The following is a 21,229-nucleotide window of genomic DNA, read 5'->3' on the forward strand; positions in this document are numbered from 1 at the left end:
CAGGACTGTCGTTACAACCCTCCGAGTCACACTTCAAAGTAACGCCATTTGTCCGCCGGGCCGACAGAAGCGAGAACAGTCCAGTTCATAGTCACGTCGCCGGTTCAGTCCCAGCTTGCGGATGGCGACGGCAAAACGCTGCGCCAGCAGTTCGGCGAAAGGCCCCTGGCCCTTGAAGCGGTGGCCGAAACGGCTGTCGTAGATTTCCCCGCCCCGGCACTGACGAATGATGCTCATCACATGGGCGGCACGTTGTGGGTAGTACGCCTGGAGCCATTCTTCGAACAGCGGCCCCACTTCCCTGGGCAGGCGTAGCAGCATGTAGTTCGCCTGCCGCGCGCCGGCATCTCGCGCGGCTTCCAGCAGGCTCTCCAGCTCCATGTCGTTGATCATGGGGATCATCGGCGAACAGAGCACTCCCACCGGAATTCGGTTCTCGCTCAGCACGCGGATCGCCCGCAGGCGTGCCGATGGAGCGGCGGCGCGGGGTTCCAGGGTGCGTTTCAGTTCATCGTCGAGGGTGGTGAGACTGATCATCACCGCCACCAGGTTCTGCTCCGCCAGCTCGGTGAGCAGGTCGAGATCGCGCAGTACCAGCGAGCCCTTGGTGACGATGGTCACCGGGTGGCGATAGCGCAGCAGCACTTCGAGAGTCTGGCGGGTGAGGCGGTATTCGCGCTCGATGGGCTGGTAAGGGTCGGTGTTGGAACCGAGGTTGATCGGCGCGCACTGGTAACCAGGCTTGGAGAGCTGCTGTTCGAGCAGGGCGACGGCGTTGGTCTTGGCAATCAGCCGGGTTTCGAAATCCAATCCCGGCGACATGTCCCAATAGGCATGGCTGGGCCGCGCATAGCAGTAGATGCAACCGTGCTCGCAGCCGCGATAGGGATTCACCGAGCGGTCGAAGGGCAGGTCCGGCGACTGGTTGCGGGTGATGATGCTCTTCGCGGTTTCCTGCCGGACTTCGGTCGCGCGGCTGGGCGGGACTTCCTGGAACCAGCCGTCATCCATCGCCACCGAGGTGGTTGGTGCGAAACGGTTGAACGGGTTGCTGGCCGTACCACGGCCACGGGGCGGAAGAGGGGCAGGCATGGGAGAATCTCCGCAAACTGTATATTCATACAGTATATGGAGATTCTTCCTACGACTAGCCGGATTCTGCCGGGCGGTTGCCCGTAGGAGCTGGCTTGCCAGCGAATGGTCCATTTCGCTAGCAAGCTGGCGCCTACAAGGCACGTGGAGACAGCTAACGCCGCCGCCACATCACCTCACAGCAGACGCCACACACGCCCTCCTTGGCCTGCAGATCACTCGCTGGGTTTCTTCAGCTTCGGATTGGGGAAGAACTGCACCCCCTGCACCTTGGGATCGGCCACCTTGGGCTTGGGCTGATTGACGCGGGTACCGAGCTCCTTCGGCACCGACTGGCCCTGGGCATTCAGGGTGTCGGCGTAGCCGCAGGCCACGCACTGGCGGTGCGGCACCCCGTCCTCGTCCCACATCTGGATCTTGTCCATTTCGCTGCACGCAGGGCACACGGCACCGGCGATGAAGCGTTTCGGCGTGGCGGTCATGCTGCGTCCTCCGTCAGGCCGCTGTGGCGCAGCAGGGCGTCGATGGAGGGCTCGCGACCACGGAAGTCGACGAACAGCACCATGGGCTCCTGGGAACCTCCACGGGCCAGGATGGCCTCGCGGAATGCGCGACCGGTGGCCGGGTTCAGCACGCCTTCTTCCTCGAAGCGCGAGAAGGCGTCGGCGGACAGTACTTCCGCCCATTTGTAGCTGTAGTAACCGGCGGCGTAACCGCCAGCGAAGATGTGCGCGAAGCTGTTGGCGAAGCGGTTGAACGCGGGCGGACGCATCACTGCCACTTCAGAGCGGATCGATTCCAGCACGTCGAGTACACCGCGGCCGTCGCCGTGGGTGGCATGCAGTTCGAAGTCGAACAGGGAGAACTCCAGCTGGCGCACCATCATCAGGCCGGACTGGAAGTTCTTCGCCGCCAGCATCTTGTCCAGCAGGTCCTGGGGCAGGGGCTCACCGGACTGGTAGTGGCCGGAGATCAGCGCTAGGCCTTCCGGCTCCCAGCACCAGTTCTCCATGAACTGGCTGGGCAGCTCCACCGCGTCCCAGGCCACGCCGTTGATGCCGGACGCACCGGCATGCTCGACGCGGGTCAGCAGGTGGTGCAGGCCATGGCCGAACTCGTGGAAGAGGGTGGTGACTTCATCGTGGGTCAGCAGGGCCGGCTTGTCGCCCACGGCCGGGGTGAAGTTGCAGACCAGGTTGGCCACCGGGCTCACCAGTTCGCCGCCGACGTTGCGGCGCTTGTCGCGGGCGCCGTCCATCCATGCACCACCGCGCTTGTTGGCGCGGGCATAGAGGTCGAAGAAGAAGCGGCCGACGTGCTGGCCGTTCTCGCTGATCTCGAACAGGCGCACGTCCGGATGCCAGGTGTCGAAGCCGGACAGCTCGCGGATCTCGATGCCGTAGAGCTTCTGCACGATGGCGAAGAGGCCGGACAGCACCTTGTCGACGGGGAAGTAGGCGCGCAGGGTTTCCTGGGAAATGCTGTAGCGCTGCTCGCGCAGCTTCTCGCTGAAGTAGCCCACGTCCCAGCTCTGCAGGTCGCTCACGCCGCGCTCGGCGGCGAAGGCCTTGAGCTCGTCCAGGTCCTTGGCGGCGAACGGCTTGCTGCGCTTGGCAAGATCGCGGAGGAAGCCCAGCACCTGCGGGGTGGACTCGGCCATCTTGGTGGCCAGGCTGAGGTCGGAGAAATGCTCGAAGCCCAGCAGGCGGGCCAGCTCCTGGCGCAGGTCGAGGATTTCGGCCATCACCGGGCCGTTGTCGTTCTGCCCGGCATTCGGCCCCTGGTCGGAGGCGCGGGTGCTGTAGGCGGTGTAGACCTCTTCGCGCAGGGCGCGGTCGTCGGCGTAGGTCATCACCGCGTAGTAGCTGGGGAATTCCAGGGTGATCAGCCAGCCGCCCAGCCCTTTGGCTTCAGCGGCCTGCTTCATCTGTGCCTTGGCCGAATCGGTGAGGCCGGCCAGTGCCGCTTCGTCGTGAACCTCTTTGGTCCAGGCCTGGGTAGCGTCCAGCAGCTGGTTGGAGAAGCGGCTGCCCAGCTCGGACAGCTTCATCTGGATTTCGCCGTAACGCTGTTGCTCGTCGGCCGGCAGGTCGATGCCGGACAGGCGGAAGTCGCGCAGTGCGTGGTCGAGGATGGTCTTCTGCGCCACGTCGAAGCCGGCAGCTTCAGGACCGGCGGCCAGCGCCTCGTAGGCCTGGAACAGGGCGCGGTTCTGGCCCATCTCGGTCCAGTATTCGGACAGCTTGGGCAGGCAGGCCTCGTAGGCATTGCGCAGTTCGGCGTTGTTGCACACGGCGTTCAGGTGGCTCACCGGGCTCCAGGCTCGACCCAGGCGTTCGCCCAGTTCGTCCAGCGCCAGCACCAGCCCCTGCCAGGTGGGGGTGCCGTCCTGGCGTTCGAGCAGCTCGGCGATGGCGGAACGGTTGTCGGCAAGAATCTGGTCGACGGCAGGCTCGACATGTTCCGGACGAATGGCGGAGTAGGGCGGCAGATCGAAGTCTTGCAGGAGGGGATTGCTCAGGGTCACGGCATTCACCTGTATTCGAGGAAGGGCGCGGGCTGCACAAGGAGACGAGACACAGCCCGGATGGGAGCCATCTTAATTACAATCGCCGGCTGACGCAGCCTCAGGAAAAGCTATGAACCCGATCAGAACCTATCAGGGCACTACCCCGCAGCTCGGCGAGCGGGTCTTCGTCGACGCCTCCGCCGTGGTCATCGGCGATGTGCACCTTGGCGACGACAGCTCGGTCTGGCCGCTGGTGACCATCCGTGGCGACATGCACCGCATCCGCATCGGCGCGCGCACCAGCGTGCAGGACGGCAGCGTGCTGCACATCACCCACGCCGGCCCCTTCAATCCCGACGGCTACCCGCTGGAAATCGGTGACGACGTGACCATCGGCCACAAGGCGCTGCTGCACGGCTGCAAGGTCGGCAACCGGGTGCTAATCGGCATGGGCAGCATCGTCATGGACGGCGCGGTGATCGAGGACGACGTAGTGCTCGGCGCCGGTAGCCTGGTGCCGCCGGGCAAGCGCCTGGAAAGCGGCTACCTCTACGTCGGCAGCCCGGTGAAACAGGCCCGCCCGCTGAGCGACAAGGAAAAGGCCTTCTTCACCTACAGCGCGGCCAACTACGTGAAGCTGAAGGACCTGCACATCGCCGAAGGCTACGGGGGCTGAGATGGATTACCAGAACATCCTCTTTGACCTCGACGGCACCCTCACCGACCCGCGCGAGGGCATCACCCGCTCGGTGCAGTACGCGCTCGGCAAACTGGACATCCACGAGCCGGACCTGGCGAAGCTGGAGCACTTCATCGGCCCACCGCTGCTGCAGTGCTTCATGCAGACCTACGACCTCCCGGAAGAGCGCGCCTGGGAAGCGGTGAACCACTACCGCGACCGCTTCAAGGTCACCGGGCTCTACGAGAACCGCGTGTTCGATGGCATCGATGCGTTGCTCGGACGCCTGCGCGAACAGGGCCGCACCCTGTTCATCGCCACCAGCAAGCCGACGGTATTCGCCCGCGAGATCGCCCGGCACTTCGGCTTCGACCGGCACTTCAAACACATCTACGGCAGTGAACTGGACGGCACCCGCACCAACAAGGTGGAGCTGATCGCCCACCTGCTGGAGGAGGAGCGCCTGGACCGCGCCGATACTCTGATGATCGGCGACCGCAAGCACGACCTGATCGGCGCAAGCCGCAATGGCCTGCACGGGGCCGGCGTGGGCTATGGATTCGGCAGCCGCGAGGAGCTGATGGGCGAGGCGCCGGCCTACTACTTCGCCAGCCTGGATGAGCTGAGTCGGGCGTTTGGTTGATGGGTGGACGGCGAGAAACCGCATTTTGTGGGAGCGATTTCAATCGCGATGCAGGTCGAAGACCTGCTCAACCAGATTTCAAGGAGGGGCCGCAACGCGGCCTTTCGCGAATGAATTCGCCCCTACAGGGCCAACCCAGCGTCGGCATCAATCCCCGTTGCGCTGGTAGATGATCTTCTTGGTGCCGTTCTCGCAGGAGCCGACCACCATGTTCTGGTCCTTCACTTCGGCGTTGGGGACTATCTCCAGGGTGTAGCTGGTGACGCCCGCGGCCTGGATCTTCACTTCGATTTCCTGCTTCAGCTCCTCGCAAGGCTTGGGTGCCGCCACAGCGGTGCCCGCCAACGCGCCCAGCATCAGGACTACAGCCATTCTTCTCATCGCCAACTCCATTTCCTTGATCTCCCGGCCGTTGGACTGACAGCCAGCCAGGCAAGTTCTAGCGGTTCGCCGTCAGGCTTTCCAGTGCTCGCGTGCGTTCCTGCTGAGGCAGGTCCCCCAACTCCCCGGCGCGCCGGTAGAAGGCTTGCCAGTTTCCTCCCGCCTCGCGGAACAGCGCGGCGAAGGCCGGTACCCACTGGTCGTAGAGGCCGAAGGGCAGCAGCTTGGCGTTGTTCATCGGCCCGTCCATCCAGGCGTCGAAGCGGTTGTAGCCGCCCCAATCGCGGTCGCGCATGGTGCGGTAGTCGCGGCGCAGGCGCTCGAATTCCTTGGCCTTGCCCTGGCGCATGCGCTCGGGCGGCAAGCCGCTGGCGTAGAGATGTTCCAACCGCTCGCGGGCGTCCAGCACCAGTCGGGTCAGGGCGTCCCGGCGCCGGGAGTCTTCGTCGCCCCGGGTGGATAGGCCACGGCTGGCGCGCCACTGGTTCAGGCCTTCGCGCTCGACGAAGCTGGCGAAGGACTCGTTGAACGCCGTATCCCCCGGCACATAGAGCTGCTGGTGGGCCAGCTCGTGGAAAATCAGCGCCGCAAGGCGGTCGTCATCCCAGCGCAGCATGGTGTTGAGCAGCGGGTCGTCGAACCAGCCCAGGGTGGAATAGGCCTCGACGCCGCCGACCCAGGTATCCAGGCCTTGCTGCTTGAGCAATGCGGAAGCACCTCGTGCACGGCTCAACTGGTAGTAGCCGCGATAGGCGACGCAACCGGCAATCGGGAAGCAGTGGGTTTCCGGCTGCAGGGAGAACTCCGCCGTGGCGAACAGGTTCCACACTACATAGGGCCGCTGGATATCGGCGTAGACGCGATAGCTGTCGTTGTCCGGAAGCCCCAGGGACGAACTGGCGAAGGTCCGCGCCTCCTGGGTGAGTGCCAGGCGCTGGCGCAGCTGTTGCGGTTGGGCGGGGTCGTCGATCAACGCCTGCACCGGCTGGCGGGCGTGCAGCAGGGCGAGCTGTCCGCGCGCCAATTGGCCGTAGTAGTCCAGGCTGGAACAACCGCTCAGCAGCACGGCGCCCAGCAGGGGAACCCAGGGCCTGTGGATGCGGTCAAGCAGTTCGATAACAAGGGTGGTCAGCATGCCGCGACACTAGCGCATCGGAGCCATCCACCACTACTGGCCTGTTGGAGCCTTCCATGCGCCCTCTGCTGCTTTTCCTGCCGCTTCTCAGCCTTGGCGGCTGCGCCCTGATGCTGCCCAGCCCCGACCCGAACCAGGCCTGGATCTCCCTGCACGAGCAGGAAGGCCAGGACATCCAGGCCAGCCGGGTGGATAACAAGGCACTCTCCGACCCGCGCTACTTCCAGGTCACGCCGGGCCGGCACGAACTGGAAGTGCGCCTGGAGTTCGACGTGGGCGGTCAGGACATCGGCCAGGGCAGCACGAATTATCGGCGCACCTGCCTGCTCAAGCTGGACTATGCCGACTTCGCGGCAGGCGAGCGCTACCTGCTACAGGCGGGCGGTATCGGTTTCCGTCCCTGGGCGCGGCTGTATGACGAGCGCAGCCAGGAAGTCGCCAAGGCGCGGGAAAGTCGCTGCGGCGATGTCTGAAATCTCCGACATGGGCGTATGCTGAACGCACCTTACCCATCAGGAGCTGCTTCATGCGCACGCTGTTGGCCCTGACGCTGCTGGCCAGCCTCTCCGCCTGCGCCAGCAAGTTGCCCGAACCCGATCCGCGGATGGCGTGGATCGACATTTCTCCCGAGCCCGGCGATACCCTCATGGCCGACCGCCTCGACGACAGGCGCTGGGGCGACGGCCGCTACTACCAGGTATTGCCTGGCAAGCACGAGCTGGAGTTGCGCTACCAGTTCGAAATCGGTGGTGGCGGCGGTGGCTTCGGCAGAGACATGAACTCAGGCCCCACCCAAACCACCTGCTACGTGGTGCTGCGCTACGACAAGTTCGAAGCCGGCAGGCGCTACCGCGTGGAAGCACGGAACGCCGCCAACCAGCCTTGGGTTTGGCTCTACGACGACCAGCGCAACGTGCTGGCGCGCCATGAGATCTTCCCGCGCTGCGGCCCCTTCTGAACTGAAAGCGGCCGCCCTGGCCGCTGCTGCCTCGCCGGCGTGTGTCAACCGCGAAGGCTGGCGAGGATGTCGAACGCCCTGAGCCGGTGCTCGTGCTGGTAGAGGTCGCAGGTGAAGATCAGCTCGTCGGCATCGGTCTGGTCCAGCAGCACCTGCAGGCGCGCACGGATCTTCTCCGGCCCACCCACCATGGCCATGGCCAGGAAACTGCCCACGGCATCCTTCTCATGGGGCAACCAGCGACCCGCCATGCTTTCCACTGGCGGTCGCAACACCAGGCTTTCGCCACGAATCAGCGCCAGGACGCGCTGGTACACCGTGGTGGCGAGGAATTCCGCCTCTTCGTCGGTGGGCGCTGCCACCAGCGGCACGCCCAGCATCACGTAGGGCTTGTCCAGCACCGCCGAGGGGCGGAAATGATTGCGGTAGACGCGAATCGCCTCATGCATATAGCGCGGCGCGAAGTGCGAGGCGAAGGCATAGGGCAGACCTTTCTGCCCGGCCAGCTGGGCGCTGAACAGGCTGGAGCCAAGCAGCCAGATGGGCACATTGGTGTCCACGCCCGGCATGGCGATCACCTTCTGCTCCGGCTGGCGCGGGCCGAGGAGCATTTCCAGCTCTTCCACGTCCTGCGGGAAGTCGTCGGCGCTGCCCAGGCGGTCGCGGCGCAGGGCGCGGGCGGTGAGATGGTCAGCCCCCGGCGCACGGCCAAGGCCCAGTTCGATGCGGCCCGGATAGAGGCTGGCGAGGGTGCCGAACTGCTCGGCGACCACCAGCGGCGCGTGGTTGGGCAGCATGATGCCCCCGGAGCCCAGACGGATGCGCGAGGTACCGCCGGCCAGGTAGGCGAGCAGCACGGCGGTCGCGGAGCTGGCGATGCCGTCCATGTTGTGGTGCTCGGCTACCCAGAAGCGCGAAAAACCCAGCTGTTCGACGTGGCGCGCCAGCTCCAGGGAGTTGTGCAGGGCCTGGGTGGCGCCGCCGTGGTCGCGCACAGGGGCCAGATCGAGGACGGAAAGGGGCAACTTGGACAGGGCAGACATAGGCAAGACCTTGGCAGGGGAAAGGCGTGGAGCCTTATCCGAGTGAATCAGTAGGTCTTACTCTAGGGATTGGCGCCCAAGGCCGCTAGAAGGCACTTTTCGGTAACCAGGGCACCAGAAGGTAAGGATTGGGCCGGCACAGGCGCCGGCCCGGGGAATGCCGCGCGATCAATTGCGCTGGTAGGCGATCTCCTTGGTGCCGCCCTCGCAGGTACCCACCACCTGCTTGCCGGCCGCATTGCCCTTGTCGACGACCTCCAGGCTGTAGGAAACGACGCCCTTGTCCTTGAGCTTGGCGTCGATCTCGGCCTTGAGCTCTTCGCAGGGTTTGACGGCGGCGAAGGCCGAACCGGCCAGGGCAAACAGGCCAAGGCCCAACAGCAGTTTCTTCATGTGTAACGCTCCCTCGTAATGAATGATGGGCTCGCACGAGCCATCCGCTCCCGCCTGGTTCCAGGAAGGCCAGGAGTGGACGGCCAGAGACTAGCCGAATTCAGGCGAGGGAGGATGTGCGCCACCTCGCTCTCCCGCGTGGGAGCAGGTGGCGCGTCAGCTGTCGCTGATGCGGAAGCCGATCTTCAGGGTCACCTGGAAGTGCGCCACTTTGCCGTTCTCTATGTGCCCACGGGTGTCCACGACTTCGAACCAGTCCATGTTGCGGACCGTCCTCGACGCCTCGGTGATGGCATTGTTGATCGCGTCGTCGATGCTGCTGCGGGAGGTGCCAACTATCTCGATCTTCTTGTAGGTGCGGTGATCAGACATGGTGTATCTCCTGTGCCGGGCACGAGTGGGTTCCCCTGCAAGGCTAGCCAAGAATGCCGCTATCGGCCGGCCAACTCCTTGCTCAACCAATGGGCCAGGCGTTCGGCTCGACGATCCAGCTGCCGCGCCTGGACCCAGAGCGCCAGGCGCGCCGGGGTTTCGACAAAGCCCCAGGGCGCCACCAGGCGGCCGGATGCGAGTTCGTCGGCGACCAACTGCTGCGGGGCGATGGCCACGCCGAGCCCGGCCACGGCCGCCTCCAGCAGGTAGTAGAGATGCTCGAAACCCTGGCCCTGGCGCAGGCGGCCCTGGTCCAGCCCCTGGGCGGCGGTCCACTGCGGCCAGGCCTGGGGGCGCGACACGGTGTGCAGCACGGCCTCGTCCAGCAGCGCGGCGGGGTTGGCGTGGGCCAGCAGGTCGTGGCGGGCATAACGTGGACTCAGTACCGGGCCGATGGATTCGGCGGCCAGCTCGAACACCCGCATGTCCGCCGGCCAGGGCGGCTCGGCGAAGCACAGGGTGGCGTCAACGCCAGGACGGCGCGGGTCCAGTTCACCCTCGCTGGCCGAGAGCTGCAGGCGCAGTTCGGGGAGTTCGCGGTTGAGCCGGTCCAGGCGCGGAATGAACCAGCGCGCCAGCAGGCTGCCCGGACAGCCGAGGACGAAGGGCGCATCCTCGCTACGTTTCTGCAAGTCGGCGTAGGCGTTGCGCAGGCGCTCGAAGGCGTCACCGGCGGCATCGCGCAAGCGCTGGCCGGCATCCGTGAGTTTTACGCCGCGACCATCCTTGCTGAACAGGGCGATGCCCAGCTCCTCCTCCAGCATCCTCACCTGCCGGCTCACGGCGCCGTGGGTGACGTGAAGTTCTTCGGCGGCGCGGCTGATGCTCTGCAGTCGGGCGGCGGCCTCGAAGGCGCGAAGGGCATTCAGGGGAGGCAGGTCACGGCTCATGGTTATTCGTGAGTTTTTCTGACAGGTAAAGGCAATCTAATCGCTTTTCCGTCACCTCGCCAAGGGTAGAATGGCGCCATCAACCCTCTTCCCCAGCCCCTCGCCGACGAGCGAGGGGTGCAGAAACAGGAGTCCAGCATGACCTCTCTGCGCACCGGCCCCGATGCCAAGGGCCTCTTCGGCAGCTTCGGCGGACAATACGTCGCCGAAACCCTGATGCCGCTGATCCACGACCTGGCCCGCGAATACGAAAAGGCCAAGGATGATCCGGAATTCCAGAAAGAGCTGGCCTACTTCCAGCGTGACTACGTCGGCCGCCCGAGCCCGCTGTACTTCGCCGAACGCCTGACCGAGCACTTCGGCGGCGCGAAGATCTACCTCAAGCGCGAAGAGCTGAACCACACCGGCGCGCACAAGATCAACAACTGCATCGGCCAGATCCTCCTGGCCAAGCGCATGGGCAAGAAGCGCATCATCGCCGAGACCGGCGCCGGCATGCACGGCGTGGCCACCGCCACCGTGGCCGCCCGCTTCGGCCTGCAGTGCGTGATCTACATGGGCACCACCGACATCGACCGCCAGCAGGCCAACGTCTTCCGCATGAAGCTGCTCGGCGCCGAAGTGATCCCGGTCACCGCCGGCACCGGCACCCTGAAGGACGCGATGAACGAGGCGCTGCGCGACTGGGTGACCAACGTCGACAGCACCTTCTACCTGATCGGCACCGTCGCCGGTCCGCACCCGTACCCGGCCATGGTCCGCGACTTCCAGGCCGTGATCGGCAAGGAAACCCGCGGGCAGTTGGCCGAGAAGGAAGGACGCCTGCCCGATTCGCTGGTCGCCTGCATCGGCGGTGGTTCCAACGCCATGGGCCTGTTCCATCCGTTCCTCGATGACACCTCGGTGAAGATCGTCGGCGTAGAAGCTGCCGGCCACGGCATCGAAACCGGCAAGCACGCGGCCAGCCTGAACGGTGGCGTACCGGGCGTGCTGCACGGTAACCGCACCTTCCTGCTGCAAGACGAGGACGGCCAGATCATCGACGCCCACTCGATCTCCGCCGGCCTGGACTACCCCGGCATCGGCCCGGAACACGCCTGGCTGCACGACATCGGCCGCGTCGAGTACACCTCGATCACCGACCATGAAGCCCTGGAAGCCTTCCACCAGTGCTGCCGCCTGGAAGGCATCATCCCGGCGCTGGAGAGCTCCCACGCCCTGGCTGAAGTGTTCAAGCGCGCGCCGAAGCTGCCGAAGGACCACCTGATGGTGGTGAACCTGTCCGGCCGCGGCGACAAGGACATGCAGACCGTTATGCACCACATGCAACAGGAGCAGAAAGCATGAGCCGCCTGCAGACCCGCTTCGCCGAACTGAAAGAGCAGAACCGCGCCGCCCTGGTGACCTTCGTCACCGCCGGCGACCCGGGCTACGACGCATCCCTGGCCATCCTCAAGGGCCTGCCGGAAGCCGGTGCCGACGTCATCGAACTGGGCATGCCCTTCACCGACCCGATGGCCGACGGCCCGTCCATCCAGCTGGCCAACATCCGCGCGCTGGGTGCCAAGCAGAACCTGGCCAAGACCCTGCAGATGGTTCGCGAATTCCGCGCTGGCAACCAGACCACTCCGCTGGTGCTGATGGGTTACTTCAACCCCATCCACTACTACGGCGTGGACCGCTTCATCAGCGACGCCAAGGAAGCCGGCGTGGACGGCCTGATCGTGGTCGACCTGCCACCGGAACATAACGAAGACCTCTGCCACCCGGCCCAGGCCGCGGGCATCGACTTCATCCGCCTGACCACCCCGACCACCGACGACAAGCGCCTGCCCGTGGTGCTCGATGGCAGCTCCGGCTTCGTCTACTACGTCTCCGTAGCGGGCGTGACCGGTGCAGGCTCCGCCACCCTGGAGCACGTGCAGGAAGCCGTCGCCCGCCTACGTCGCCACACCGACCTGCCGGTGGCCATCGGCTTCGGCATCCGTACCGCCGAACACGCCGCGAGCATCGCCAAGCTGGCCGATGGCGTGGTGGTGGGCTCCGCCCTGGTGGACCAGATCGCCAAGGCCGAAACCCCGGAACAGGCCGTGAACGGCGTGCTCAGCCTCTGCAAGACCCTGGCCGAAGGCGTACGCGGCGCTCGCGCCTGATTCACGCCCAAGGGCATGAAAAAGCCGCTGCTCCCAAAGGGAGCAGCGGCTTTTTTCGTACCGTCCCCTGACATTCCTGTGGGGACGAATCCACTACGGAGCACAATGCCGACCTCTATAGTCCAGTCAGGACCGTAGGGTGCGCTGTGTGTTCACCGACTTCATGACCAGCTTCGGCACCAGGCCAAACCGCCGGTGCGCACGGCGCACCCTACCCGATCGGCCTCATCCTGCTAGCCCGAGCATTCGAATCGTCACAGGTCGTACTCGATCTCGCCGTCTTCGAGGCAGGACAGATCCAACGGCCGCACGGCGCCCATCCACATGGGGTAGTCGCGGTGGTCGCGCAGGTCGCTGCCGGTGATGGGGTGGATGAGCACCGTCAGGCCATTGCGGTGCAGCGCCAGCCAGGGGATCACGTCGCCGAACAATTCGGGCTTGAACGCCAGCTGGCAGCTCCAGTCCGGATGCGGGCCGACAAGTTTCTCGTGTACGCGCCCCATCTTCAGCGGAAAGCGCCGTGCGGCTTCCTCGCAGAGCGTGCGGGCCTGCTCAAGGCTCGTGGCGTCGAAATAAACGTGGGCGTGAAAGCCCTTGATGCGGGGTGTGGAGAAGTCCTGCATATCACGCCTCCCGGAATGCGAAGGCACCCATGGTACCTGCAAGCGATGGCTTGGCCGCGGGGATTTCCGCCGCTATCGGTCTTTCGCCGGGGCCTGGGTACCTGCTTCGGGAAGCAGTTGCGGTGCCTCGCTTTCGAGCCGGCCCTTCATGGCTTCCAGTTGCTCCAACGCGGCGCGTGCTTCGTCGAGTTCGCTGGTGCTGCGTTCGCCACTCTGCTCCGCCGCCTCGATGCGCGCACGAATTTCCGGAATCTGCTGCACGCCGCCGGCATAGGCCTGGAGCAGCTCGCGGGTCTGGCGTTCCTCCAGGGCTGCGTACTGGCGCGGGTCGGCCAGCTCGGTGGCGGTGGCAGCCTGGCGCGGTTTCAGGCCACCCAGGGTCGGGCTGCGCGGGTCACCCTTTTCGGCCATCCACTGCATGAGCTGAATAGCCTCGGCCTGGTCCAGCCTTGGTGTTTCCCGTTCCGACGTGGCGACAGCCAGGGGCCCGCCTCGACCTTCCGCAGGCAGGGCAGGCGCAGGCGCCGCCACCGGCAATGAAGACGCGGGGGCGATGATCGGCGGCGGTATGGGTCTGGACGCCGATACCGGCTGCGGCGTCGGTGTCAGCAACACGGTGGCGCAGGCCAGCGCCGCAACGCCCGTGCTGCAGGCCAGGGCCACGCCGAGCCAGGCTTTCACAGCCCCTCCACCCGTGCACTGGCAAGCAGGCGGCCCAGGCGCTCCTCGAACTCGGCGGCCAGCTTCTCCCGCGCCACCGCCTGGTTCACCTCATAACGCACGCTGCGGTCGCTGAGGGGCAGTTGCCGGTCTTCACGGCTGCGTACCCGGACGATCTCGAACACGCCACCGATGCGCATGGGCTGCGACAGGGTATCGGCCTTCTGGATCAACGCCGTCTTGCGCAGCAGGTCGAGCTCGCCGTCCTCTGGACGGATCAGACCGAGATCGCCCGGGGGTGTCCGATCCTTGTCCTGCGCCAGGGAATAGCGCCGCACCGCCTCATCGAACGCCAGCCCTTTTTGCAGTTCGGCATAGACGCGATCAGCGCTGGCCTGGTCGGGTAGGCGGATATGCGCCGCCTGTACGCCCGCGACGTTGCGGTAGCGCGCCTGGTTGCGCTGGTAATAAGCCTCTGCCTCAGCGTCGGTGACTTTGCCCGCCAACTCGCGCAGGGCATCGGATTCATGGTGGAAGTCGCTGTACAGGCCGATCTGGTGCAGGTAGCGCTGGCGCACGAGGCGATCCCGCACCAGGGTCTTCAGCCCCCGCCGTTCCGCCGGGGTAAAGCCGTCCTGAGCCAGGCGGAACCATAGGTAGTCACGCTGCACGCGCGTCTGCACCTGGCTCGCCAGGTATTCCAGGTTGCCCTGCTGCAGTTCCACCTGACCCTGGATGTTGTCGCCCTGATAGAGGGACAACAGGTCCAGGCGCTGCTCGGGCTGGCCGGGGAACTGCCAGCGGATCAGCTCCACCTGCGCAGCTTCGCGCTGTTGCTCGGGGCTGAGCTGCAGGCTGTTCTCCACCAACCCGCGGGAAGCGGGAGCCAGCACGTCGCGCAGGTGCTGGGCACTAAGCGGCTGTGGCTGGCGCAGGAAGGGCCGCAGGTCCTGCCGGCCGGCACGTCCGTAGTACTGCTCAAGCAGGTTGCCGGCTTCCATCTCGACGCTGGCGTCCAGGTCGGCGCGGCTCTGGGCGTTCAACTCGCCCGCCACCTCGCGGGCGAGCAGGTGGTTCTCCAGCAGCCCGCGACGCAGTTGTTGCGAGTCGGTGTTGAACTTCACCCGGCTGAGCACCTGTTCCAGCAGGGCGATGCTCTTGCCCGGCAGCAGCTCGCCATCGACCCGCAAATCCGACGCGGCCGGCATGGCCTGCGCGCCCCCCAGGTACAACCCCAGCAACAGGCCGGTGATCGCCCTGCGCACGTCAGATGCCTTCGGGCGCATTGAAGCTGTCGGCCCCCTTGGTCAACACGGTGACGGTCAGCGCGATGGACTCGGGGATCAGCTCCCTCGCCACCCGCAGGCGCGTGGCGTAGCTGGTGTCATACAGCGGCTCGGGGTGGGCATAGGCGACCTGTCCGGTCTGGGTCAGCAGTTCGCGGATGCTACGGCTGGCGTCGTAGCGGCCGATGAGGTTGGCCACTGCGGCCTGGTCATTGAGTTTCTCGCTGGCGTAATGGTCGTCGACCCAACCTTCCCAGCTGGAGTGGCCGTTGGCCGAGGTGACCCACACGTGGTGCGGCTGCGCCACATCACCGGTGGCGTGCAGGGCGTAGCCGATGGTCTGCAGCGAGGGCGCGGCACGGAACTGATCGAACCAGTAGCCGGCGAGGTTATCGATGGGCTGGAAGGCGGCGGTCTGGAAGTCGCCGTAGTGCTCCTGCCAGTTGGAACGGGTGCCCCGGCGATAGTGGGCTTCGGTGGTGTCGAAGTCGCCGCGCTTCAGCTCGCGGTTGTAGAGATAGACCATGGCGTACCAATCCACGTCGGCAATGCCGCCGTCCACCTTGTGGTAACGATAGTCATAGCCGCCATGGGCATTGCCATGGGCATCGCCGTCGCGGGTGAGGTTGAGGAAGTGCCAGTAGGAGGTGTAGTTCACCAGGCCGGCGGCGGCGTTCCACACCGGCGCGTATTCGTAGCCGACCCACCAGCCGCCCAGGCGGGTGTCCTTGAAGTCATCCACGTCGAAGGCGGCCTGGCCGAGGACTTCCCCGGCCTTGGCCTCGCTGCCGGCAGCGCTCACGTAGAACTGGTAGGCCTCACGCATTTCCGCCGTCGCATAGGGGGAATTCATGTAGGCCAGGGCATCCTTGACGATGTTCTTGTGGGTCGGTTGCGACCAGGCACTGGCCTGGCCGGCGAGGGCGCAGAGGCTGAGGCCGGCAGCCAGGCAGGTGAGGACTTTCATCGGCAGCTCTCATGAAATGGACGAAGCCAGAACTGATAGCCGAGGTTCTTTCCCGCTGCATGACAGTGCGGCACGATTTCAGCACGAACGTCTCAGATCCGCGCAGAACCAACCGATAGTTGGGCCTGATCGGGTCTCAGATGGCGATGCCTTCCCGATGCCGGATGAGCTGCGCGTGGCGGGCTTCGTCGCCCAACTCCTGCTGCAGCCAGTCGACGAAACACTTCATCAGCCGGGCACGGCGCTTGCGCTCCGGCTGCACCAGGTAATAACCGAAATCCGAACTGACACTGGTCTCCAGCACGGGCACCAGCAGGCCCTGGTCGAGCAGGTCGTCCACCAGATAGCGCCAGCCGATGGCCACACCCTGGCCGGCAATCGCGGCCTGGATCAGCAGGGTGTAGTTGTCGAAGCGCAGCATTCCCGAGCCGGGCGGCTGGGCGATCCCCAGTTCGCGGAACAGCGCGCCCCAGTCGAACCAGCGGGTGCGTACCTCGGGCTTGAGGTGCAGCAGCGGCAGTTCAGTCAGGGCCGTCACCGGCAGTGGCTTGTCACGTGCGGCCAGCAGGCGCGGGCTGGCGATGGGGAAGACCTCTTCGCGGAACAGCAGCAGCGCCTCGCCATGCTTGAAGCGGCCGTCGCCGAAGGCGATGGCGATGTCCACCTCCGAGCGCAGCATGTTCATGGTGCGATCACTGGTGACGATGCTGACATCGATTTCCGGGTTCGCCTCATGGAAACGGTGCAGGCGCGGCATCAGCCAGTAGGCGGCGAAGGCGAAGTCGGTGGCCACCTGCAGCACCTCGTGCTGGGGCCGCGAGCCGATGGCTTCGAGCCCGGCGCTGATGGCCTGCAAACCTTCCTGGACATGGAGGAACAGCAGGCGGCCGGCGTCAGTGAGTTCGATACCGCGATAAACACGGTCGAACAGGCGAGTCGCCAGTTGCTTCTCCAGGCGCTGGATCTGCTGGCTAACCGCCGGCTGGGTCGTGCCCAGTTCCACGGCGGCGGCCGTGAAGCTGAGATGGCGGGCGGCGGACTCGAACACCCGCAGTAGGTCCAGGGACAGCTCAGACTGTAGTTCTGCCATAAGTAGCTCTTATCCAAGTCATGTTCCGCTATGCGGTTTACCGGGCTGATCGCTGGCGCAATCATCGTTCCCAGCACTTTCGCATAATTCGACAGTATGGATAAGCGAACGATGAAACGACCCAATATCCTCTTCATCATGGCCGACCAGATGGCCGCACCGCTGCTGCCCTTCTACGCGCCCTCACCGATCAAGGTGCCGCACCTGTCGCGGCTCGCCGCCGAGGGTGTGGTATTCGATTCGGCCTACTGCAACAGCCCGCTCTGCGCGCCCTCACGCTTTACCCTGGTGAGTGGGCAACTGCCGTCGAAGATCGGCGCCTACGACAACGCCGCCGACTTTCCCGCCGACGTGCCCACCTATGCCCACCACCTGCGCCGCCTCGGCTACCGCACGGCACTCTCCGGCAAGATGCACTTCTGCGGCCCGGACCAGTTGCACGGCTACGAGGAGCGCCTGACCAGCGACATCTATCCGGCCGACTATGGCTGGGCGGTGAACTGGGACGAGCCCGATGTGCGCCCGAGCTGGTACCACAACATGTCTTCGGTGCTGCAGGCCGGACCCTGCGTGCGCACCAACCAGCTGGATTTCGACGAGGAGGTGGTGTTCAAGGCCCGCCAGTACCTCTACGACCATGTTCGCGACAACGCCGAGCAGCCCTTCTGCCTGACCGTGTCCCTGACCCATCCCCACGATCCCTACACCATCCCGGCGGAGTACTGGGATCGTTACGAGGACGTCGACATTCCCCTGCCGCGCCAGCGCTTCGCCGATGCCGAGCAGGACCCGCACAGCCAGCGCCTGCTCAAGGTCATCGACCTCTGGGGCAAACCGCTACCGGACGGGAAGATCCGCGACGCCCGCCGTGCCTACTTCGGCGCCTGCAGCTACGTAGACGACCAGATCGGCGCCCTGCTGAAGACCCTGGCCGAGTGCGGGCTGGACGAGGACACCATCGTCGTGTTCTCCGGCGACCACGGCGACATGCTTGGCGAGCGCGGCCTCTGGTACAAGATGCACTGGTTCGAGATGGCCGCCCGCGTGCCGCTGCTGGTCCACGCTCCCGGCCGCTTCCAGGCGCATCGAGTGAGCCAGTCGGTCTCCACCGTCGACCTGCTGCCCACGCTGGTGGAACTGGCCGGCGGCACGCTGGAACGCAACCTGCCGCTGGATGGCCGCTCGCTGTTGCCACACCTGCGGGGCGAGGGCGGGCACGACGGCGTACTGGGCGAGTACATGGCCGAAGGCACCACCAGCCCGCTGATGATGATCCGTCGCGGCCCCTACAAGTTCATCTACTCGGAAGAAGACCCCTGCCTGCTCTTCGACCTGGCCAACGACCCGCAGGAACTGGAGAACCTGGCCACCTCACCGGACCACCAGGCACTGCTTGCGGTATTTCTCGACGAGGCGCGCGTACGCTGGGATATCCCGACCATCGCCGAAGCCGCACTGGCCAGCCAGCGCCGTCGCCGCTTCGTCGCCGACGCCCTGACCCATGGCCGGCTGAAGAGCTGGGACCACCAGCCTTTCGTCGACGCCAGCCAGCAATACATGCGCAACCACATCGACCTGGACGACCTGGAGCGCCGCGCGCGCTTTCCCCAACCCTGACCCACTCTTGCGAGGAACCAAGGCATGAAGACGATCAATGCGGTGCTTGCCGGCGGCGTGCTGCTGACCGGCCTGACGTTCAACGTCCAGGCGGAGGACGCCAGTTGCGCGACGGTGAAGCTGGGTGATCCGGGCTGGAGCGATATCGCCGTGACCAACGGCGTGGCGCGCATCCTGCTCGATGGTCTGGGGTATCGCACGGAAACCCCGACACTGGCGGTGCCGATCATCTTCGCCGGCCTGCACAAGGGGCAGATCGACGCCTTCCTCGGCAACTGGATGCCGGCGCAACAGAGCAACTATGACAAGTTCGTCGCCGCCGGCAATGTCGACAAGGTGGCGCAGAACCTCAGCGGCACCGAGTACACCCTGGCGGTACCACGCTACGCCTTCGACGCGGGCGTGAAGACCTTCGCCGACCTGGACCGCTTCGCCGACCAGTTCGACAAGAAGCTCTACGGCATTGCTTCCGGTTCTCCGGCCAACGAGTCGATCCGGCAGATGATCGCCAAGGATGAATTCGGCCTCGGCGACTGGAAGCTGGTGGAGTCCAGCGAGCAGGCGATGCTGGTGCAGGTGGGCCGAGCGGTGAAACGCGAGCAGTTCGTGGTGTTCCTGGGCTGGACGCCGCACCCGATGAACGTGCAGTACGACATGGCCTACCTCAAGGGCGGCGAGAAGTACTTCGGCGAAAGCGGCAGCGTGAACACCCTGGCGCGCAAGGGCTACGCCGCGCAGTGCCCGAACGTGGGCAAGCTGCTGACCAACCTGCAGTTCACCCAGGAGATGGAGAACTCGATCATGGACCAGGTGCTCAACGGCAGCGCCAACAACGACGCGGCAGTGAAGGCCTGGCTCAAGGCCAATCCGGCGGTGGTGCAGGGCTGGCTGCAGGGCGTGACCACCCGCGAGGGCGGCGATGCCGTGGCGGCGGTGCAGGCGAAGCTCTGACGCCCTCGGATGATCGAGAACCCTGTGGGAGCGAATTCATTCGCGAAGGGCTGCGCAGCAGCCCCCATTGGGGGTACAGGGCAGGCCTTCGGCCTGCATCGCGAATGAATTCGCTCCCACACCGGCCGGTCCCGCCCCAGGATGAAACCCTCGAACCTCTTCCCCTTCCTCACCTGGCTACCCGCCATTCGCCCACGCGGCCTCGGCCGCGACGCGCTGGTGGGCCTGACCGGCGCCATCCTCGCCCTGCCACAGTCCATCGCCTATGCACTGATCGCCGGACTGCCAGCGGAATACGGCCTGTACGCGGCGGTAGTCCCGGTGATCGTCGCCTGCCTCTGGGGTTCGTCGCGGCACCTGATCTGCGGGCCTACGGCGGCCATCTCGGTGGTGCTCTTCGCCAGCGTCAGCCCGCTGGCCCTGCCGGGCAGCCAGGACTACGTCGGCCTGGTGTTGCTGCTGACCTTCCTCGCCGGGGCCTTCCAGTGGCTGCTGGGCGCCCTGCGCTTTGGCTCGCTGGCCAACTTCGTCTCGCAATCGGTGGTGCTCGGCTTCACCCTGGGCGCGGCGCTGGTGATCGCCCTCGGCCAGGTGCCGAACCTGCTGGGCCTGGCCCATCTGGAAGGGCGCGCAACGGCCTGGCAGAGCGCCCTGGAACTGGCGCGGCATGTGCGCGAAGTGCACTGGCCGTCGCTGCTGGTGGCGGTCGTCACACTGGGTCTGTCGATTCTTGTACGCACTCTGTGGCCACGCATGCCGGCGCTGCTGATCGGCATCATCGGCGGCAGCCTGTTGGTGCTGGCGCTGCCCGGCACCTTCGCCGGCGTCCCGCTGGTGCAGCCCTTCAGCGGAAGCCTGCCGCCACTGGCCGCGATCCGCTTCGATGCCGAAGACATCCTGCGCCTACTACCCTCGGCGGTCGCCTGCGGTCTGCTCGGCCTGGTCACCAGCCTTTCCATCGCCCGCGCCTTGGCCTGCCAGTCGCGCCAGGTGCTGGATGCAGACCAGGAATGCCGTGGCCAGGGCCTGTCCAACCTGATCGGCGCCTGGTTTTCCGGCTACCTCTCGGCGGGCTCCTTCACCCGTTCCGGGCTGAATCTCCAGGCCGGTGCGCAGTCGCCCCTGTCGGGTGTGTTCTCGGCGCTCTGGGTGGCGTTGTTCGCCCTGCTGGGGGCAAGCCTGATCGCCCATATCCCACTGCCCGCCATGGCGGCGAGCATCCTGCTGATCTGCTGGGGTTTGCTGGATGGACGCAGCGTGCACCAGCTCTGGCGGGTCAGCCGGGCGGAGTTCGTGGTGATGGCGCTGACCTGCGTCGCCACCCTGTTGCTGGAGCTACAGACCGCCATCTACGCCGGGGTGCTGGCTTCGCTGTTCTTCTACCTCAAGCGCACCTCGCAACCACGTGTGCTGCAGGCGACGGAAGAAGACGCCGAAGTCCTGCGCATCGAGGGGTCAATCTTCTTCGGCGCCTGCCCGTACCTGCAGAAGCTGATCCAGCGCAGCCGCGCCGGACGCCTGGTGCTGGATGCGCACCATGTGAATTTCATCGACTACGCGGGAGTGAGCATGCTTCACGAGGAAGCGCGGCGCCTGGGTGGAGAAGGGCGCAGCCTGGTGCTCCGTCGCGCCCGGCCGCAGGTGGCGCGGGAGCTGCGCAAGCTGGAAGGCGAGGGCAGTCAGTTGGTGATCGAGGGGTAGCGGGATTGCTGTGGGAGCGAATTCAT

The 21,229-nt window shown here is 65.7% G+C and carries 23 protein-coding genes; 9 read left to right on the forward strand and 14 right to left on the reverse strand.

The window, feature by feature from the left end:
- Positions 1-33 precede the first annotated feature (33 nt).
- From E8E91_RS08035 to prlC, 3 genes are all read right to left on the reverse strand, one after another.
- A complete protein-coding gene (locus tag E8E91_RS08035) occupies positions 34-1,092 on the reverse strand; it encodes a PA0069 family radical SAM protein (RefSeq protein ID WP_280375313.1) in 1,059 nt (352 codons plus the stop codon).
- Positions 1,093-1,307: 215 nt separating this feature from the next.
- Positions 1,308-1,574 carry a YheV family putative zinc ribbon protein gene (locus E8E91_RS08040; RefSeq protein ID WP_190828961.1) on the reverse strand — a complete coding sequence of 89 codons (267 nt, stop codon included), beginning with the start codon at positions 1,572-1,574 and terminating at the stop codon, positions 1,308-1,310.
- Complete coding sequence (prlC, locus tag E8E91_RS08045) at positions 1,571-3,619, reverse strand: oligopeptidase A (protein ID WP_280375314.1); 2,049 nt, start codon at positions 3,617-3,619, stop codon at positions 1,571-1,573. The genes E8E91_RS08040 and prlC overlap by 4 nt, the downstream gene beginning before the upstream one ends.
- Positions 3,620-3,731: 112 nt before the next feature.
- On the opposite strand from prlC, the gene E8E91_RS08050 reads away from it, so the two are divergent.
- A complete protein-coding gene (locus tag E8E91_RS08050; RefSeq protein ID WP_280375315.1) occupies positions 3,732-4,277 on the forward strand; it encodes a gamma carbonic anhydrase family protein in 546 nt (181 codons plus the stop codon).
- Position 4,278: 1 nt separating this feature from the next.
- Positions 4,279-4,923: an HAD family hydrolase gene (locus E8E91_RS08055; RefSeq protein WP_280375316.1), complete on the forward strand. Its 645-nt coding sequence runs from the start codon at positions 4,279-4,281 to the stop codon at positions 4,921-4,923.
- A 147-nt stretch (positions 4,924-5,070) separates the two neighbouring features.
- On the opposite strand, the gene E8E91_RS08060 is transcribed toward E8E91_RS08055, so the two are convergent.
- Positions 5,071-5,304, reverse strand: a complete 234-nt coding sequence (locus tag E8E91_RS08060; protein ID WP_190828968.1) for a DUF1161 domain-containing protein — start codon at positions 5,302-5,304, stop codon at positions 5,071-5,073.
- 58 nt (positions 5,305-5,362) lie between these two features.
- A complete protein-coding gene (locus tag E8E91_RS08065; protein ID WP_280375317.1) occupies positions 5,363-6,439 on the reverse strand; it encodes an aminopeptidase in 1,077 nt (358 codons plus the stop codon).
- 56 nt (positions 6,440-6,495) lie between these two features.
- Here E8E91_RS08065 and E8E91_RS08070 point away from each other — a divergent pair, with 56 nt between their 5' ends.
- On the forward strand, positions 6,496-6,912 hold the full coding sequence (locus tag E8E91_RS08070; RefSeq protein WP_280375318.1) for a hypothetical protein: 417 nt from the start codon (positions 6,496-6,498) through the stop codon (positions 6,910-6,912).
- A 53-nt stretch (positions 6,913-6,965) separates the two neighbouring features.
- Positions 6,966-7,397, forward strand: coding sequence for a hypothetical protein (locus E8E91_RS08075; protein ID WP_280375319.1), 432 nt, complete (start codon positions 6,966-6,968; stop codon positions 7,395-7,397).
- Positions 7,398-7,441: 44 nt separating this feature from the next.
- Here E8E91_RS08075 and E8E91_RS08080 read toward each other — a convergent pair whose 3' ends face one another.
- From E8E91_RS08080 to E8E91_RS08095, 4 genes are all read right to left on the reverse strand, one after another.
- Positions 7,442-8,440: an LLM class flavin-dependent oxidoreductase gene (locus E8E91_RS08080; RefSeq protein ID WP_280375320.1), complete on the reverse strand. Its 999-nt coding sequence runs from the start codon at positions 8,438-8,440 to the stop codon at positions 7,442-7,444.
- 168 nt (positions 8,441-8,608) lie between these two features.
- A complete protein-coding gene (locus tag E8E91_RS08085; protein ID WP_280375321.1) occupies positions 8,609-8,833 on the reverse strand; it encodes a DUF1161 domain-containing protein in 225 nt (74 codons plus the stop codon).
- A 156-nt stretch (positions 8,834-8,989) separates the two neighbouring features.
- Positions 8,990-9,205 (reverse strand): dodecin, encoded by a 216-nt coding sequence (locus E8E91_RS08090; protein WP_190828978.1) that lies wholly within the window; start codon positions 9,203-9,205, stop codon positions 8,990-8,992.
- Between the two features lie 59 nt (positions 9,206-9,264).
- Positions 9,265-10,155 carry a LysR family transcriptional regulator gene (locus E8E91_RS08095; RefSeq protein ID WP_280375322.1) on the reverse strand — a complete coding sequence of 297 codons (891 nt, stop codon included), beginning with the start codon at positions 10,153-10,155 and terminating at the stop codon, positions 9,265-9,267.
- Positions 10,156-10,293: 138 nt separating this feature from the next.
- On the opposite strand from E8E91_RS08095, the gene trpB reads away from it, so the two are divergent.
- Positions 10,294-11,502: a tryptophan synthase subunit beta gene (gene trpB, locus E8E91_RS08100; protein WP_280375323.1), complete on the forward strand. Its 1,209-nt coding sequence runs from the start codon at positions 10,294-10,296 to the stop codon at positions 11,500-11,502.
- Positions 11,499-12,308, forward strand: coding sequence for a tryptophan synthase subunit alpha (trpA, locus tag E8E91_RS08105; protein WP_280375324.1), 810 nt, complete (start codon positions 11,499-11,501; stop codon positions 12,306-12,308). Before trpB ends, trpA begins: the two co-directional genes overlap by 4 nt.
- A 254-nt stretch (positions 12,309-12,562) precedes the next feature.
- Here the strand turns inward: trpA and E8E91_RS08110 are convergent, their stop codons facing one another.
- The 5 genes from E8E91_RS08110 to E8E91_RS08130 form a co-directional block, all read right to left on the reverse strand.
- Positions 12,563-12,931: a DOPA 4,5-dioxygenase family protein gene (locus E8E91_RS08110; protein ID WP_280375325.1), complete on the reverse strand. Its 369-nt coding sequence runs from the start codon at positions 12,929-12,931 to the stop codon at positions 12,563-12,565.
- Between the two features lie 72 nt (positions 12,932-13,003).
- Positions 13,004-13,612, reverse strand: a complete 609-nt coding sequence (locus E8E91_RS08115; RefSeq protein ID WP_280375326.1) for a hypothetical protein — start codon at positions 13,610-13,612, stop codon at positions 13,004-13,006.
- On the reverse strand, positions 13,609-14,856 hold the full coding sequence (locus E8E91_RS08120) for a peptidyl-prolyl cis-trans isomerase (RefSeq protein WP_280375327.1): 1,248 nt from the start codon (positions 14,854-14,856) through the stop codon (positions 13,609-13,611). Before E8E91_RS08120 ends, E8E91_RS08115 begins: the two co-directional genes overlap by 4 nt.
- A gap of 1 nt (position 14,857) precedes the next feature.
- Positions 14,858-15,844 (reverse strand): hypothetical protein, encoded by a 987-nt coding sequence (locus E8E91_RS08125; RefSeq protein ID WP_280375328.1) that lies wholly within the window; start codon positions 15,842-15,844, stop codon positions 14,858-14,860.
- 136 nt (positions 15,845-15,980) lie between these two features.
- The gene (locus tag E8E91_RS08130) at positions 15,981-16,934 is read right to left on the reverse strand and encodes a LysR family transcriptional regulator (RefSeq protein WP_280375329.1); all 954 of its coding nucleotides are present in this window, start codon (positions 16,932-16,934) and stop codon (positions 15,981-15,983) included.
- Between the two features lie 111 nt (positions 16,935-17,045).
- Here E8E91_RS08130 and betC point away from each other — a divergent pair, with 111 nt between their 5' ends.
- The 3 genes from betC to E8E91_RS08145 all read left to right on the forward strand — a co-directional run bounded on the left by betC (position 17,046) and on the right by E8E91_RS08145 (position 21,203).
- On the forward strand, positions 17,046-18,551 hold the full coding sequence (gene betC, locus E8E91_RS08135) for a choline-sulfatase (RefSeq protein ID WP_280375330.1): 1,506 nt from the start codon (positions 17,046-17,048) through the stop codon (positions 18,549-18,551).
- Between the two features lie 24 nt (positions 18,552-18,575).
- On the forward strand, positions 18,576-19,502 hold the full coding sequence (gene choX / locus E8E91_RS08140; RefSeq protein WP_280375331.1) for a choline ABC transporter substrate-binding protein: 927 nt from the start codon (positions 18,576-18,578) through the stop codon (positions 19,500-19,502).
- A 141-nt stretch (positions 19,503-19,643) separates the two neighbouring features.
- Positions 19,644-21,203, forward strand: a complete 1,560-nt coding sequence (locus E8E91_RS08145; RefSeq protein ID WP_280375332.1) for a SulP family inorganic anion transporter — start codon at positions 19,644-19,646, stop codon at positions 21,201-21,203.
- The last annotated feature ends 26 nt before the right edge of the window (positions 21,204-21,229 follow it).

The sequence above is a fragment of the Pseudomonas sp. BN515 genome (assembly GCF_029873155.1).
In the GTDB taxonomy this organism is placed as follows: Bacteria; Pseudomonadota; Gammaproteobacteria; order Pseudomonadales; family Pseudomonadaceae; genus Metapseudomonas.